This window comes from Pedobacter miscanthi, from assembly GCF_003315595.1.
Classification (GTDB): domain Bacteria; phylum Bacteroidota; class Bacteroidia; order Sphingobacteriales; family Sphingobacteriaceae; genus Pedobacter; species Pedobacter miscanthi.
Genome location: NZ_QNQU01000002.1, coordinates 169,101 through 184,822, shown reverse-complemented (window position 1 = coordinate 184,822; position 15,722 = coordinate 169,101). Strand labels below are relative to the sequence as shown.

Here is a 15,722-nt window from a genome sequence, read left to right as displayed (position 1 = left end):
GTAATGTGATCTAAATTTTAGGGTGTTTTATTGCTTTACCAGTTTAAATTTTTGATTATTTCCGCTTCCGGCTCCCCAGATCTGGATTTTAGTGCCGTTTGATGTTGAACCACTATTTACATCTACATTCGAATTTGGCGCAGATAACGGAGAAAGTGTATAATAACCACCTCCAACATCGTTTACGCTCCATTTCTGGTTATTGGATCCCGAATTTTGATAAACGATAATTTGTGTGCCATTTGCCGAACCACCACCCGAAACATCCATTACTTTTGTGGTATCCGCTTTTGATTTCAGTGTATAAAAGCCCCCGCTTAACCGTCTGAATAACCAGAGCTGGTTGTTGGTGCTCGGATTATTCTGCGACCATAATGAAACAATGGTGCTGTTCGCCGGGCTATTGCTGTTTACATCCAGTACACTGGTGTTGTTTACAGCAGATACAATTTTATAATAGGCACCATTTTCTATAGATGGGGTTCCTTCTTCATTTAAAGTACTGGGTTCCACCGTAGGCTGGGGCAGGTTAAGGTTGGCAATTTCCGTATAAATACTTTCATTAACCTTAAAACCCCATTTTCTAAAGAAATTAGTCAGGTTTTTACCCGATATGGTACAGGATGTAAGCATAAAATAACGCATTTTATTTTCGTCGCCTGAAGGATTTTGCGTCAGTTCGCGTGTTTTTTTATGCAGCTGGATGTAAAAGTTATCGCCAAAAGCCAGCCAAAGCTGATGAAAAAGATACAGCCTGATCCATGGGGCATCGCCGGTTTGATCAGGGGTAGAATTATAGTCTTTGGTTGAAGAAGTGTTCGACAGATAAGAAAATACGACCGGCCAGCGGTTATCCCTTTTTAAACGCGACGGGGTAACACCAAGCATGCGTTCGGCGTGGAGCGAATATATATTAACCGTAACTTCTCCAAGTGTACTCCAGGTCCAGGGCGATTGCTGGTGCATGTGGCCCAGTTCGTGCCAGGCGGTCCAGCCGGCTGTTGTTGTAATCTTTGGCGTAAATACATCTCCGCAGGCATCAGGTGTGTATGAGGTAGCATAATAATAGGCCGCGGCATAATATCCCCCAACATAGGAGGTTTCTGTCATTAATAATCTGCTGTGTATATTATTTGCATTGAGCGGAACAGAGCCGTCAAGGCCCGAAAGAATATTTTCCTGTGCCCATATTTCATCCGCTTTTGAAATGACGTAATTGTTATCCTGCGGCTGGTAACCGATAGCCCTTGTTCTGGAGTATACCTGATAAATATGATCTCCGATCAGGAGTACATCAGGAGAGGTGTAAGTACTTAATTGGTTAGACCAATCGGTTTGCGTGGTTTGGTTTTTGATGAAAACAGGAACCCGCAGGTGTCCGCTGTTAAAAGTAATTTTTACTTTACTATCAGGCGTTCCGGTTGTAGTAAAACGGATCCATATCATCCCTCCATATTGGTCGGAGGTAATGGTATTTACCCCGGCGGTTAGCTGGATAATGGCTGGTAGTTCATTCTGGGTCCCTTTGTACCGGTAATAAGTACCAATAAGCAGTTTGGGTAGGGCAGAGCCGGTTACCTGTTCAACCGTAATATTAAGCTGGGTATTGGCCGGTACGTAAAATCCTGTGGGATCAAAATCCGTCCAGTGGAAAGTATATTTCAACCTCGACGATTCCTGCGCGGCATCTTTTAACTGGTTAAATTCCTGCACATTGGTACCAATAGTGGATAATAATTGCGGGTTTGAGGCAATTGCCTGAGCATCTGGTTTTTTAAGCTGCTCTTCCTGAAGGTTTTGTGCTTTTTTACAACTACCAAGTAATACTACCGCTAATAAAAGCGGTAGCATTGTTTTTGAAATCATGTAATTCATTTTTTTAGGATTAGGACGATTGATTAGGTTGACTGTTTTATTTTTCTTAATTGTTTAATGTTTTGATAAATGATTTAAAGTGTTTATTATGAGTATTTTAAGGTGTTGTTTGTGAATGAAGAATTTAATTCTGTTCGAAGCGGCAGGTAGATAGCGGTGTAATATAATAAATACAACAAAATAAAATTAAACATTGTTTAGTATTTATAAACAATCTTATTTTAACCACAAATTACCGGATATTAACCAGTTCGGAAGGAGGGTCGGGCAAAAATCAGAATCATCAAAAATTCTATTTCATGATTGATAATAGGGTGAAAATACGTTCCCGGTTAATGTTTTATTTCTAATTCTTTTGTTGATATTTGGTACAACCAGCAGCTATGAGGAGGAGAGAATCCGGCGCTCTGAAATATGCCTGTAAGATGTTAAAATAGCGTATGTTAATTTCAGGATACATTTTGCATCCCGGGTTTTAACCTGCGTTTTACTTATTGATAAACCAAACAACAGAAAAATATATGCCTCAATCTAACATTAAAACTCCAGGGGTTTACATCAATGAGCTGAATGCCTTTCCCAATAGTGTAGTACCAGTTTCTACCGCCATTCCGGCGTTTATTGGCTACACACCAAGAGCGGACTACGAGGGGAAATCTTTTACCAATGTGGCACAGAAAATTTATTCTTTTGCCGATTTTCAGGCTTTTTACTGTTTTCCCGACCCGGCAGCGCCCGCAGGTCAGGCTGTGCAATACAGCCCGGAATATTATCTTATGAAACAAAAAGGCCAGCCAACAGAAGGCGATTACATGCTTATTGATGGCATATATTACGCTATTCTGCCTGATCCAAATACCATTTATTACCTCTATAACAGCATTAAACTGTTTTACGAAAATGGTGGTGGCGAAGCTTATATTGTATCAGTAGGGTCGTATGGTACTACATCAGGTAAACCAATTGCGTTAGGAGAGCAACTGATTAACCCAAATGTAAAACTTGCTGATCTGGAAGGCGGACTGCCCTTACTGCTAAACGAGCAGGAGCCTACCATGTACATCTGTCCGGAAGCTACCTTATTATCCGTTGCTGAAAATGGAACACTGATGCAGCAAATGTTACAACAGTGTGGAAATATGCAAACAGCCATCAGTATTTTTGATGTCATTGGTGGCCGGAATCCCGATCCGATAGGCTATACTAAAGATATAGCTACATTCAGGGAAAATACCGGTGCAAATTGTTTAAACTACGGAGCCGCTTATTATCCGTTTATCGGCACTACCATAATGCAGAACACTGATATTAACTACACCAATCTTTTCGGCGGGGATGTTAAACAGTTGATGCCATTATTAAGCCCGCCATCAAATCCTGATCAGGCCGCCGCAACAATTCTTAATCAAATTCTAAATCCGGCAGGGGCACCGCTAACCGTAACGCAGTACCATAATGCTTTGCTCATTGCCAGCAAATTATATAGCAGCATTATTAATCAGGTGCTCGCTATAGCCAATATTCTTCCTCCGAGTGGCGGCATGGCCGGTGTAATCACCACTACCGATAATCAGATCGGGCCATGGCAATCGCCTGCAAATACTCCTATTATTGGTGCTGTTTCTTTGCCGATCTGGTTATCAGAAACTCAGCAAGCCGGTTTGAATGTAGATGCGCTTTCGGGTAAATCCATCAATGCGATCCGTTTTTTTAATGGCATGGGCATATTGATATGGGGTGCCAGAACTTTGGATGGCAACAGTCAGGACTGGAGGTATATTTCAATAAGGAGAACCATGATTATGATTGAACAGTCGTGTAAATTGGCTGCCCGGGCTTATGTGTTCCAACCGAACGAAAAAAATACCTGGGAAGCTGTTAAGGCCATGATCAGCAGTTTTTTAAATTCCATCTGGAAAGAGGGCGGTTTACAGGGCGCTTCTGCTGCGGATGCTTACTCGGTTGATTGTGGTTTGGGAACAACCATGACTGCGGATGATATTCTGAACGGATATATGAATGTAACCATAAAAGTTGCGGTTGTCCATCCGGCCGAATTTATTGTAATCACCTTTCAGCAGCAAATGGCGGTTTCCAATTAACAGGTGATTTATTATAATTTAAAGAGATAATATTATGGCAGATAATGGAAGCACACAAGGCGCGACATGGCCCTTACCAAAATTCAGGTTCGAGGTTGATTTTGGTACAACATTAAAAGGTATAGCATTTCAGGAAGTATCTGGCATGGAGGTCGAAAACCAGGTAGTGGAATACCGCAAAAGCAACAATCTGCTTTTTTCTATACAAAAAATGCCCGGAATTGTAAAATACGGTAACATAACTATGAAACGGGGGATTTTTACTAACGATAATACTTTGCAGAACCTGCATGAAGAAATTAAAATGAACCTGATTAAAAGAAGGACAATATTGATCAAATTGCTGGATGAAGCAGGTAATGTTACCATGCAATGGCAGCTTAATAATGCCTGGCCAACCAAAATCACTGGTACCGACCTTAAATCAGACGGAAACGAAGTGGCCGTAGAAACCATGGAGATTGCATACGAACAAATAACCATCACAAATGGAGGATAATATAAAACAAGATCTATTAAAAGATGCTATAGCGGTGAGAAATGCTGGAATAGTATTGTTAAACAATTACGTTCTGATACTTTTCGAACGTTTGGGACTGACAGAAGACCGCCGTTTTTTGAACAGCGAAAATCAATTGGCAGCCGTGCATTACCTTCAATATCTGGTAACGGGTCAAAATCACACCGAAGAATCGTTTTTATCTCTTAATAAAGTTTTATGCGGTATTTCCTTATCACAATCTTTAAAAACAGGCATCGAAATTTCTTCGGAACACCAAAATTTGATGGATAGCCTGTTGCATGCGGCCATTAATGCCTGGCCGGCCATTGGCAACAGTTTGGTGGATGGTTTTAGGGGTAACTGGCTGGTAAGGGATGGTATGCTTACCGAAAAGGAAGATAAATGGGAATTAGTTGTTGAAAAGCGGCCTTATGATCTATTGATCAACAAATCTCCATTTTCATTTTCCGTTATAAAATACCCATGGATGGATAAGCCACTTTATGTGACATGGCCATATTAATAAAATTTCTAACCCATTTAACTCACCATTATGCCAATAGAAATCAGGGAAATCTCCATTAAAACAGAGATTAACACCGGTAGCGAAAAACCCCATCCCGAAATAGGAAAAAAACACCTTGATCAGTTGAAAGAGCAACTGCAAGATAAATGTGAAAAAATGATTGCTGAGAATATTAAAAGCAGTAAAAATGTACGGTAAACTAATAATTTTAGCTATTTAAACCACAAATTAACCTTTCAATCAATCATGTCATCATCAACCAATAGCACAAGTGAAGGTTTAGCCACTTATACCATTAAAGTTTCAGGAAATGTTATTCCAGATAATTTAAATATATTTTCTATCCATGTAGAGAAAAAGGTAAATCGTATATCAACAGCCAAAATCGTCATATTTGATGGCGATGCCAGCACAGGAACATTTGATGTTAGCTCCTCATCGGTTTTTGTACCCGGCAATCAGATCAGTATCGAAGCTGGTTACGATGGCAACAATAATATAATCTTTCAGGGCATTATTACACAGCAATCGCTCCGGATTGACGGAATTGTAGGTTCCACCCTCGAAGTGGAATGCAGGGATGAAGCGATTAAAATGACAGCCGGGAGGAAAAGCCTTAGCTTTTCGCAAAAAACAGATAGTGAAGTTATTTCTTCCATCATTGGTAATTATGGCTCCCTTAAAGCCGATGTAAGTGCAACAAATTACATTTGGCCAGAGCAGGTACAGTTTTACGTCAGCGACTGGGATTTTATACTTTCGCTGGCAGATATGAATGGCCTCATTGTAACTGCCTTAAATGGTACGGTAACGGTAAAAGCGCCCGGAGCTAATCCAGATCCGGTACTGAATATCTGTTATGGCGATAATTTATTATCCTTCAGGGCTGATATGAATGCTTTAACCCAATTGGATAGCATTAAAACCAGTACCTGGGATTATAAGCAGCAGGCGCTATCAGACGTCGTGGTGCCAAATAGTTATTCAGGTCCTGGAAATATACCTTCCGGTACATTGGCCAGGGCAGTTGGTATTCCAGCATACGGACTGCAAACAACTGCTCCGCTGGAAAATGCTGAACTTAACAATTGGGCTAATGCACAGTTACTAAAAAGCAATTATGCGAAAATACAGGGTGAAGCTAAATTTCAGGGCAATAGTATGGTTGATCCTGGTAAATTTATCACCTTTACCGGCCTGGGAGATCGGTTTAATGGCGATCACCTTGTTTCTGGTGTAGTGCATGATCTCAGTGATGGTAACTGGTTTACCGAAGTTTCGATCGGGCTTTCTGCTGAATGGATTACTGAAGAACCCGATGTAATGGCGCCTTCAGCATCAGGCATGCTGCCCGGGGCACGTGGATTATTTAACGGAACAGTTAAAAAGATTTATGGCGATCCGGATTCGCAATACCGGATTTTAGTAGAGGTACCAATGTTTAATCAAAATGGTGCCGGAATATGGGCCAGGCTGGCTAATTTTTATTCAACCAGTGGGGCAGGTGCATTTTTTCTGCCCGAAGTTGGGGACGAAGTGGTACTCGGTTTCTTAAACGAAGATCCGCGCAGTCCGGTAATATTGGGCAGTATGTACAGCAGTCCGAAAATACAACCTTCCGAAAGGCTGGTTCCAAACGAGAAAAATGCGCTAAAGGCCATCGTTTCAAAATCAAAAATCAGTATCGAATTTGATGATGAAAATAAAGTACTTACCATTGCCACTCCCGGTAACAATAAGGTGGTTTTGAGTGATATGGAGAAGAAAATCAGCCTTCAGGATGAAAATAGTAACAGCATCACGATGTCGCCTGATGGAATTACCATTAAAAGTGCTAAAAATATCAATTTAGAAGCTGGTGAGAACGTGAGCGTATCGGGTGTACAGGGCGTTAAAGTAAATGCCAGCGGAGGCGATTTGGCCATGAGCGGTATCAATATTAAACAACAGGCCAATATGCAGTTTTCTGCAAAAGGCGCACAAATGGCAGCAGTGGAAGGCGGAATGGAGTTGACCCTTAAGGGTGCAATGGTAATGATCAATTAATTTTAAGTAGAAAAATATGCCACCAGCAGCAAGATTAACCGATTTTCACGAATGCCCGATGATAACACCAGGCCCAGTGCCCATACCACATGTGGGTGGGCCAATTGTAGGACCGGGCGAACCTACTGTACTCATCGCCGGTTTACCGGCCGCAAGGCTAGGCGATATGCTGGTTTGTGTAGGACCACCGGATAGTATTGTTTCCGGCTCATCAACGGTAATGATAGGCGGTATGCCGGCAGCCAGATTGGGCGATAAAACGGCACATGGCGGATCGATAGTATTAGGTGCCTTTAACGTAATCATTGGAGGCTAGCGGGATTTAGATATGGAAAATATTTATAAAAATTTTTACAGAAACTTTTACCTGCGTACCAATGGTTTTATTCCAACATTACCGTCAGCTCAGGCCATTTATCCCGGCGATTTCTTTCAGCTCATTAATGGTCAGGTAGTTGTACTCGGCAATATTTTCCGTAATCAATTGGTGAAACCGGAAGAAATACAACTAGACTACAATAATAAACTTAACCCTTCGGGCTGGAGCTTTAGCGAAGGTGTTTCAAAACCTTACTCAGGTAGGGGAACCGGGAATGAGTCTGTAAACGGCGAATTTGAATTCAGCAAACAGATTCTTGCCTTTGCCGAAAAGGGAAATTTTATTTTTAATGGTAATAATCCGGCATCAATACGCGTACTCAACTGGAATGATATTCAACAGGAGTTAATTGTGAAACTCACGCAAACTTATTATTCTTTTAGGGATGTTTATGTGGTTACCGAAAGTGCAATTGCTGAAAACTGGACACTGGCTGTTTCGGGATCAGGTTCCGCAGAGCTTGAAATTGTAACTGAAACCGAAAATTTCGGATTGGTTGATATCTTTGGGCATCCATCATCTAAAACCATTCAATCAAAAGATATTGAGTTTTATAACCATGATGAAAGCCGGAAACCATGTTTTTATAAGGCGAAAAAACTGACCGTAAAAAGCGAAAAAATTGAAAGTTTGGTTTCAGAGCTGATCCATAAAGGACAAGGACACGACGAATGGGCGAAGAGCTTCTATAAAACTGACTTTAATTACGAAAATGAATATGTAAATGATCAGGTGGCTTATTTGCACGATAACTTACTCAATTTATTGCCAACCAACGAACTAAACCCCAATACAGCATTGCTTTATTTTACATGGACAGATGCCAACCTTGATGATGTTGAAAAATTATTTGCAGGCTAATTAAGATAAAATTTAGTTGCATTAAACGCAAATCAATTATTAACCATATAAGGCATTTAAGATACATATAAGCCCGATATTCAATTGCTAAACTATGGGCTTAGCGAAAATCAATATAAAATTGTGTCTTAAATGCACTTATATTCTTATATGGTAAAAAAACTCGCTAACATATCAAACAAAACATTTTTGAATAATCTCTTCAAAAAAACAAAGAAATAGCGCTTATTTTCTAAATATTTCCTCCGGTTAATCTTTTTTTAAAGTTTTATTAATGCTTTACCGATAAGTTTGAGCCATACACTAACCAAATTTCTCTTTTTGTACAAAACCGGTTTTTCTTCCAAAAGGTAAAACGATTTAACAAATGCTGCTGGTTGGTACTATAAAGCTAAAATTATCGCATGGAAAAAATTGTTTTAGGAGCCGATATCGGTGGTTCGCATATTACCGCCGCATTAATCGATCTCGATAAAAAAAATGAAATCACCAAAACCAGGTGCAGGGCAAGTTTAAACACCAATGCCCCAGTTGAAGAAATTATAGATGCCTGGGCAACGATTATAGAAAATACGATGAACAAACATGCCGGGCGTCCGGCATGGATTTCTATCGCTATGCCCGGCCCTATGGATTATAAAAATGGTATCTGTATGATCAAAGACCAGGGCAAATACGGTGCTTTGTATAATGTGAATATCAAAGAAAAACTTGCGCAAAGGTTGGATTTTTCTTCGGATGCCATTAGTTTCCGTAACGATGCCGTATGCTTTCTTCAGGGTGAAATATTTAGTGGAAGTTTAAAAGGTATGGATAAGGCCATCGGACTTACGCTTGGTACAGGTTTAGGTACCGCTTACATTAAAAATGGCGAGGCTTACGATGCCGATTTATGGAAAATGCCCTTCATGAAAGGCATTGCTGAAGATTATATTTCTACCCGCTGGTTTGTAAACCGTTTCGAAGAGCTTGCCGAAGTGAAAATTAAAGATGTAAAAGACCTGGTAGACAACCACCACAATTCGCCTTATTTCCGGTCAATATTTACTGAATTCAGCATGAACCTTGCTAAGTTTATCTATAAGTTTGTACGTAAGAAAATGCCATTAGCGGCAGTAATTGGTGGCAACATTGTACAGGCCGAAGCATATTTTCTGGATGATACGCGAAAATACCTGGCACAGATGATGGGCTATAGCTTTCCTGTAAAAAGATCGGTACTTGGTGAAGAAGCAGCTTTGATTGGAGCAGGATCAAGTCTTTAATGGTTTAAGTATCATTATAATTAAATGCTATAATCAACAGATTTTAAAATAATTATTTAACCTGAATAAACTAAATATTGAACCCTTTTTATGCACTTTAGAAAAACGACATGGCTTGTTCTTAGTCTTTTGTTAATGGTTATTGTTTTTGCTTTTAAAGAGAAACCTGTTTCTGTTAATCAGCCCTGGATAGATTTTAACAAGAACGGCAAACTGGATATTTACGAGGATAAGAAACAGCCGGTAAAGGTTAGGGTAGCCGATCTCCTTAAGCGAATGACCATTGAAGAAAAAACCTGCCAGCTCACCACCCTTTATGGTTATGGTGCCTTTTTAAAAGACCGGTTACCAGCCGCCTCATGGAAAGACAGTGTATGGAAAGATGGTATTGCCAACATCGACGAACAGCTTACCGGATTGCGGAAAGATACCGTTCTGGCTTTTCCTTATTCTGCCCATGCAGAAGCCATCAATAAAATACAACGCTGGTTTATTGAAGAAACAAGATTGGGTATCCCTGTTGATTTTACCACAGAAGGGATCCGTGGATTGAACCACATGAAAGCCACTTATTTTCCGGCACAACTGGCGCAGGGAAGTAGCTTTAACAAACAGTTAGTAAGAGAAATTGGCCGGGTTACTTCAAGCGAAGCTAAAGCTTTGGGTTATACCAACGTTTATTCGCCAATCCTCGATGTTTCCTCCGATCCAAGATGGGGACGAATGGAAGAAACTTATGGTTGCGATCCTTTTCTGGTTAGTCAGTTAGGCAAAGAAAATATTTTGGGTATACAGGAAAATGGCATCATTTCTACCGTTAAACATTTTGCGGTTTATAGTATTCCTGTTGGCGGACGCGATGGCGGGGTACGTACCGATCCGCATGTGGCACCAAGGGAAATGTGGAACCTTTACCTGGAACCGTTTAGGGTAGCTTTTCAGGAGGCCCATGCAAAAGGGGTAATGGCTTCGTACAACGATTACGATGGACAGCCGGTTATTGCAAGTCATTACTTTTTAACGGATATTCTTCGTAAGCAGTTTGGTTTTAAGGGTTATGTAACCAGCGATAGCCATGCACTCGAAGATCTTTTTGCCAAGCACCATGTCGCTAAAGATACAGCCGATGCCGCCCGTATGGCGCTTAATGCAGGTTTGAATGTGCGTACTGAATTTAAAAACCCTGCCGATTACCTGAGGGGATTGAGAAGGGGGATAAAAAACGGAAGTATAACCATGTCCGTAGTAAACCAACGCGTAGCGGAAGTATTAAGGGTTAAATTTGAGATTGGTCTTTTCGATCAGCCTTATGTTAAAGACCCCGGTGCTGCCGATAAAACTGTGCATAATATAAAAGCTAAAGCACTTGCCCTGCAGGCTGCAAGGGAAGGTATTGTATTGCTAGAAAACCACAATAATATCTTACCGCTCGACAGCACAAAAACAGGTTCGATGGCCATCATCGGTCCGAATGCAAAAGAACACCATAGCTTGCTTTCCAGATATGGACCAACACATGCAAGCGTAATCACTGTATTTGATGGTCTGAAAGCCGCTTTACCAAACGGAACCAAAATTAATTATGCCAAAGGCTGCGATCACATCGATCCGCACTTTCCTGAAAGCGATGTACAGGATTTCGACCTCAGTGAAAAAGAAAATGCCGCAATAGAAAATGCTGTTGAAGCCGCTAAAAAATCGGAAACCGTATTTCTGGTATTGGGTGATAACGAAAATACCATCGGCGAAACTAAATCGCGATTGACCCTTAAACTGCCTGGCCGGCAAGAACTTTTGTTAAAACGAATTGCTGCGCTAAAGAAACCAATGATAATATTGTTGGTAGGCGGACGTCCGGTAACTTTTAGCTTCGATCATAAAACCATTCCGGCAATTGTAGAAACCTGGTATTTAGGCGAATATACCGGGAAAGCCATCGCCGATGTATTGTTCGGTAAATATAATCCGGGCGGAAAATTAAGTGTGCCTTTTCCTAAAATGGTAGGGCAAATTCCGCTTTCTTTCCCTATAAAACCTTCGGCCGATGCAGAGAGTAAAGAAGATGCCAATGTAAGCGGTTTCCTGTATCCCTTTGGTTACGGACTAAGTTATACCAGCTTTCAATACAGCGATCTCAATATTGTAAACGCTTATCCGAAGGAGAAAAAAATCAAAGTAAGTTTCAAGATTAAAAATACCGGTAAAAGGGAAGGTGATGAAGTACCTCAATTATATTTTCAGGATGAGGTAAGCTCGGTAATTACATACAGCAAAAACCTGAGGGGATTTGAACGTGTACACCTTGAAGCTGGCCAAAGCAAAACCGTTAATTTTGTACTTACTCAACAGGATCTTTCTCTGCTCGATGCCAACATGAAACGTGTGGTAGAACCTGGCTGGTTTAAAATTATGGTGGGTTCATCTTCGGAGGATGACCGTTTAACAGGTAGAGTTAAGGTTGATTAGTTTATTAGCCATTGGTTTATTGGTCATTAGTTCATTGGTGATTGGTCATTGGTTCATTGTCATTCATTAATTGGTGATTGGTCATTCATTAATTGGTCATTAGTTCATTGGTGATTGGTTCATTGGGTTAACTTTGTGCAAACTGTTAACTGAAAACTGCCAACTGCAGATTGGTTAAAGCCTATAGAAAATGAATGCCTTTGTGCCTTCGTGCCTTTGTGGTTAAAAAAGGTTCGTTGGTGATTAGTTAATTGGTCATTGGTCATTAGTTAATTGGTCATTCGTTAACTGGTCATTGGTCTTAGTTATTGGTCATTCGTTAACTGGTCATTGGTCATTCGTTAATTGGGTTAACATTAAAAAAAATGGAAATATATTCAAAATTAAACTGCCTGAAAATGAAAAGAGATCATAGAAATATTTTGCCCTTTGCAACATGCACTCTGTCCTAATAAATGCTTTAAATTTACACAACTATGGCAACATTGGGATATATATATTATATTCGTAATGTTAATAAATGATGACCAAATTATATTTCTGGAGTGCAGTAATCATCCTTTTATGCTGCTGCGAAAAAAGCTTTTCTCAATCTTATGGCCTCGGCTTTTTCAGTCACGAAGTGGTTCAGGATCAGCGTACGGGCCTCGATCTGAGTCCTGGTAAAAACCTGTGCTTTGATGATGGCTTTGATTTAAGTTTCGACCTGAATTTTCTCCCGAAAAGAGACGATTATTTTGGCTATATCCTTCGTTTGGTGGTTAACGATTCCGAAAATATCGATTTGCTTTACGACAATGATTTTAAAGAAAAACACCATTTTAAGGTAATTGTCGGGAACAAGTTTTCGAAGATAGCTTTTGAAATTCCGCCAGCCACACTATACCATAACTGGAATGTGGTAAAATTGAAATTCGATGCACAGAAATCCCTTTTAACATTAACTTCTGGCAATTATACCGGAGTGGCAAGTGTAAACCTCAAAAAAGGAAGCTGTTTTAAAATCCTTTTCGGGGCTAACGAATACCAGCAGTTTAAAACTTCTGATAATCCACCGATGAAGATCCGGAATATCAAGATTACCGAAAACGGCGAATTGAAATACCACTGGCCACTTGATGAATATGATGGCAGTACTGCAAAAGAACTGATCCGCGATAATAAAGCTTCGGTTAACCGTGCATTATGGATAAAAAAAATGCATTACGATTGGCAGCGACTTGGTAATTTTGTGGTAAAAGGACCTGCAAGTATCGCTTTTAATTCCAAAAACGACCAGTTATATATTGTGGAACGCGATTCGCTTAAAACTTTTTCGGTGAGCGATACCAAAATCAAGTCTTATCCTTTTGCCAATAAACTTACTTTATTAAGGGGTAATTATTCGCTTTATGATGAACACAATAACCGGCTTTTAAATTTTTATGCCGATCAGAAAATTGTAAGTGTTTTCGATTCTGCTTCGCGCACCTGGTCGAAAGATTACAACCCTAAAACTCCTATTACCGACAACTGGCTATTTAATAAATTTTATTCTCCAAAAGATTCGTCGTTATACATGATTGCCGGTTATGGGCATTTTATTTATAAAAACCAGATTAATAAATACCACTTTCCAACTGGACAGTGGCAACAGGTCCCTTTTACAGGCGATACCTTTACACCGCGTTACCTGGCCGCATTGGGTCAATCGGGTAATGGCGCTTATGTAATCGGCGGTTATGGAAGTACCACGGGCAAACAAATGCTTAATCCGCGGAATTTATACGACCTGTTGTATTTCGATATGGATAAAAAGACCATCAAAAAGTTATACGAACTGAAAGTAGGCGGGGAGGATTTTGTTTTTGCCAATTCGCTCATCATCAATGAAAAGGAAAATACTTTTTACGGACTGATTTTTCCGCGTCACAAATACGAATCGAAGCTCCAGTTAATGGTAGGTTCATTAAAAAGTCCGGAGTATAAATTAAGTGGTAGTAAAATTCCATACCAGTTCCACGATATTAATTCGTATGCCGATCTGTATTACAGTAAATCGTCTAAACGTTTTATTGCGGTAACCACTTTCCGCGATAGTACCGATAAAACACATGTAAATGTTTACGCGCTTAATGCACCTCCATTAGAAGCGCCCGACAAACTTTTTGCCGAAAATTCGCCATTCTGGTACTGGTTTTCGGGGATATTTATAGCGGTAATGGGCATTCTTCTTTTCGTGTTCAGAAATAAAAAGCCGGTTAAACCGGTAACCCACCGTGCGGTACACGCGGTGGCAGAAGTGATTACTGATCAGAAAGAAATTATAGCTGCTGAAGAGGTTTCGGAAGAAAAAAAGAGTTCTATTTTCCTTTTCGGCGATTTACAGGTGTTTGATGATAACGGTCAGCAGATTACCAAACAGTTTACACCGCTCATTAAAGAACTTTTTTTAGTAGTGTTGCTTTATACGATCAGGTGGGAGCGTGGTATCAGTTCCGATAAACTGAAAGAATTGTTGTGGTTTGATAAATCGAACGAAAGTGCAAGGAATAACCGTTCGGTGAATATTGCCAAGCTGAAAAGTATTTTAGATAAGATCAGTAACTGCCAGATTTCGAAAGAAACCGGTTACTGGCGCATCAATATCGATCCGGCGATAACTTATACCGATTACCAGGAGTATGTGAACATCATTAAAGATAAATCGCGTCTTGACCACGAAAAAATCAGGCACCTGGCCGCCATCATCAAACGCGGACCATTTTTACCAACTGTAAATTATGAGTGGATGGACAGCTTTAAGGCCGAAATTTCTAATGAGATTATCGATACTTATCTGCACTTCTCACATTCAGTAGGGGTAGAAAGCGATCCTGAACTGCTGATAGAACTTTCCAATTATATCTTTTATTTCGATTCGGTAAACGAAGAAGCGATGGTTATCAAATGTAAAGCCCTTGTTTTTCTGGGTAAACATTCTATCGCCAAAAATACCTACGAAAACTTCTGTAAGGAATACAAATTGCTTTATGAAGATGAATTCGGGAAAAGCTTTTCAGAAGTGCTGGCTTCCCATCCCGGGCAGGTAAAGTAAGCGATATTTTCTTCCAATCCGTCATCCTGAACGCAGTGAAGGATCTTTTTTTGTGATGTCGGATTTTCTCATTATACACTGATTTAATGTTTTATTCTTTTGCCACCGGCCGATAAGAAAGAAGTCAAGTTTTTAAAACTTGACTTCTTTGCATTAGTGCATGGAAAAGATCCTTCGACTCCGCTCAGGATGACACAACGCGTGAAAGAATGAGATTTGTCTTCGGTGTTAATCCGTGCATCTGTGGCTAAACATGAGTGAGCCACAGACCTGTAAAAAAGAAGTCAAGTTTTTAAAACTTGACTTCTTTGCATAAGTGCATGGAAAAGATCCTTCGAATTCGCCCAGGATTGACAAAACACGTGAAAGAACGAGAGTTGTCTTCGGTGTTAATCCGTGCATCTGTGGCTAAACATGAGTGAGCCAGACCTGTAAAAAAGAAGTCAAGTTTTTAAAACTTGACTTCTTTGGATTTGCGCATTGAAAAGATCCTTCGACTTCGCTCAGCTACATCATTCCGTCATCTTCTTTGCAGGAATGACCCTGAAATAAATTCAGGGTGACGACCAGGTAGAAAGGCTGGTAATAAGTACCATTTCCAATTTATTTCAAAAAAAACAGCAT

At 40.2% G+C, this 15,722-nt stretch carries 11 protein-coding genes; 10 read left to right on the top strand and 1 reads right to left on the bottom strand.

Features of this window, described 5'->3' with window-relative positions:
- Positions 1-27: 27 nt before the first annotated feature.
- Positions 28-1,866 (bottom strand): M60 family metallopeptidase, encoded by a 1,839-nt coding sequence (locus tag DRW42_RS02755; protein WP_158544261.1) that lies wholly within the window; start codon positions 1,864-1,866, stop codon positions 28-30.
- Positions 1,867-2,396: 530 nt separating this feature from the next.
- On the opposite strand from DRW42_RS02755, the gene DRW42_RS02750 reads away from it, so the two are divergent.
- The 10 genes from DRW42_RS02750 (at position 2,397) to DRW42_RS02710 (ending at position 15,098) form a co-directional block, all read left to right on the top strand.
- Entirely contained in the window at positions 2,397-3,977 is a 1,581-nt protein-coding gene (locus DRW42_RS02750) for a phage tail sheath family protein (protein WP_113947316.1), read from the top strand.
- A gap of 34 nt (positions 3,978-4,011) precedes the next feature.
- On the top strand, positions 4,012-4,476 hold the full coding sequence (locus DRW42_RS02745) for a phage tail protein (RefSeq protein ID WP_113947315.1): 465 nt from the start codon (positions 4,012-4,014) through the stop codon (positions 4,474-4,476).
- Positions 4,466-5,002, top strand: a complete 537-nt coding sequence (locus DRW42_RS02740; protein WP_113947314.1) for a contractile injection system tape measure protein — start codon at positions 4,466-4,468, stop codon at positions 5,000-5,002. The genes DRW42_RS02745 and DRW42_RS02740 overlap by 11 nt, the downstream gene beginning before the upstream one ends.
- A gap of 30 nt (positions 5,003-5,032) precedes the next feature.
- Complete coding sequence (locus tag DRW42_RS28655; protein ID WP_158544260.1) at positions 5,033-5,203, top strand: DUF5908 family protein; 171 nt, start codon at positions 5,033-5,035, stop codon at positions 5,201-5,203.
- Positions 5,204-5,251: 48 nt separating this feature from the next.
- Positions 5,252-7,051 (top strand): type VI secretion system tip protein VgrG, encoded by a 1,800-nt coding sequence (vgrG, locus tag DRW42_RS02735; protein WP_113947313.1) that lies wholly within the window; start codon positions 5,252-5,254, stop codon positions 7,049-7,051.
- A gap of 16 nt (positions 7,052-7,067) precedes the next feature.
- The gene (locus DRW42_RS02730) at positions 7,068-7,367 is read left to right on the top strand and encodes a PAAR domain-containing protein (RefSeq protein WP_113947312.1); all 300 of its coding nucleotides are present in this window, start codon (positions 7,068-7,070) and stop codon (positions 7,365-7,367) included.
- Positions 7,368-7,379: 12 nt separating this feature from the next.
- Positions 7,380-8,291 carry a hypothetical protein gene (locus DRW42_RS02725; protein ID WP_113947311.1) on the top strand — a complete coding sequence of 304 codons (912 nt, stop codon included), beginning with the start codon at positions 7,380-7,382 and terminating at the stop codon, positions 8,289-8,291.
- A 404-nt stretch (positions 8,292-8,695) separates the two neighbouring features.
- Complete coding sequence (locus DRW42_RS02720; RefSeq protein WP_113947310.1) at positions 8,696-9,556, top strand: ROK family protein; 861 nt, start codon at positions 8,696-8,698, stop codon at positions 9,554-9,556.
- 135 nt (positions 9,557-9,691) lie between these two features.
- Complete coding sequence (locus DRW42_RS02715) at positions 9,692-12,022, top strand: glycoside hydrolase family 3 N-terminal domain-containing protein (RefSeq protein WP_113947309.1); 2,331 nt, start codon at positions 9,692-9,694, stop codon at positions 12,020-12,022.
- 520 nt (positions 12,023-12,542) lie between these two features.
- Complete coding sequence (locus DRW42_RS02710; RefSeq protein WP_113947308.1) at positions 12,543-15,098, top strand: galactose oxidase; 2,556 nt, start codon at positions 12,543-12,545, stop codon at positions 15,096-15,098.
- Positions 15,099-15,722: the final 624 nt, after the last annotated feature.